This is a genomic window from Metabacillus niabensis (assembly GCF_902829255.1).
In the GTDB taxonomy this organism is placed as follows: Bacteria; Bacillota; Bacilli; order Bacillales; family Bacillaceae; genus Metabacillus; species Metabacillus niabensis.
Genome location: NZ_CADEPK010000181.1, coordinates 1 through 980, shown reverse-complemented (window position 1 = coordinate 980; position 980 = coordinate 1). Strand labels below are relative to the sequence as shown.

The following is a 980-nucleotide window of genomic DNA, read 5'->3' as shown; positions in this document are numbered from 1 at the left end:
ATACTAACTTTTTTCGATCGATAGACTTTCTTATTCATATTGTCCCTCCTTTTATAAGCACTTATTTCACAACTTCTACAGTTGCTGGATTTGTTTTTTGTTCTACTTTTTCCTCTTGAATATGTACAGAATTATTTTCTTCATTTTTCTTACTATCAGATGACTTTGCTGAATCATCAGCCTTGCATGCAGTAATTAGGAATAAAGCACATATTACAACAAAAAACATCGACTTCTTATACACTACATTCTCACCTCCTTAAAATTATGAAAATACTAAACTTCCATTATCATTACCCTTTTATAAATAGCCACATTACATTTGGAGTATCTTTTAAAAGGGAGAATCAACGACATTAAATAAAGACTTAAGTCATATAAATAGTCGAATATGCACTATAGTTCTTTTGTATGATAAACCTTAATATATTTGCAGGAATCAATCATGCACTTAAATATTTAATTTTTAAAAATACTATCGATATAAGTAATTGGAAATATTTTTATGTTGACATTTTAATGATATATTGAATATATCGGGATAAACAAGGTAAATTCGAACTAATATTACAAAATATGCAACATTTTACTTCAATTTACTGTGATTTTTTTATAAAAAAGGGGGATATTTGTCAATTGTTAGAGGAATATCAGGCTACTTCTATTGACTTATACGCATAATAGTTTATTCTTACCTTCAAATTCACAATAAGATCTCAATACGATTAGCAATTTAAAAACGTTCTATTTGCAATGACGATTAAAGAAAGATTACCGTCTAATGTGAATCTAGATTCAATTTTGGAGAATGGGGATTATTTATAAAATAATGGAGACCTTTTTCTCTAAGTAATAACAAAAAACTGGATCCATATTTGAATCCAGTACGAATTTTGACTGATTATTGACTAAAACTAGAAAATCAATTAATGATTAATTCATAATGTTTTTACTCCTAGTTACTAGTTACTCTTCTACTT

The 980-nt window shown here is 27.1% G+C and carries 1 protein-coding gene; it reads right to left on the bottom strand.

Annotated features, from left to right (window positions below; translation table 11 throughout):
* Positions 1 to 61: 61 nt before the first annotated feature.
* Entirely contained in the window at positions 62 to 244 is a 183-nt protein-coding gene (locus tag HU235_RS12440) for a hypothetical protein (protein WP_174880412.1), read from the bottom strand.
* Positions 245 to 980: the final 736 nt, after the last annotated feature.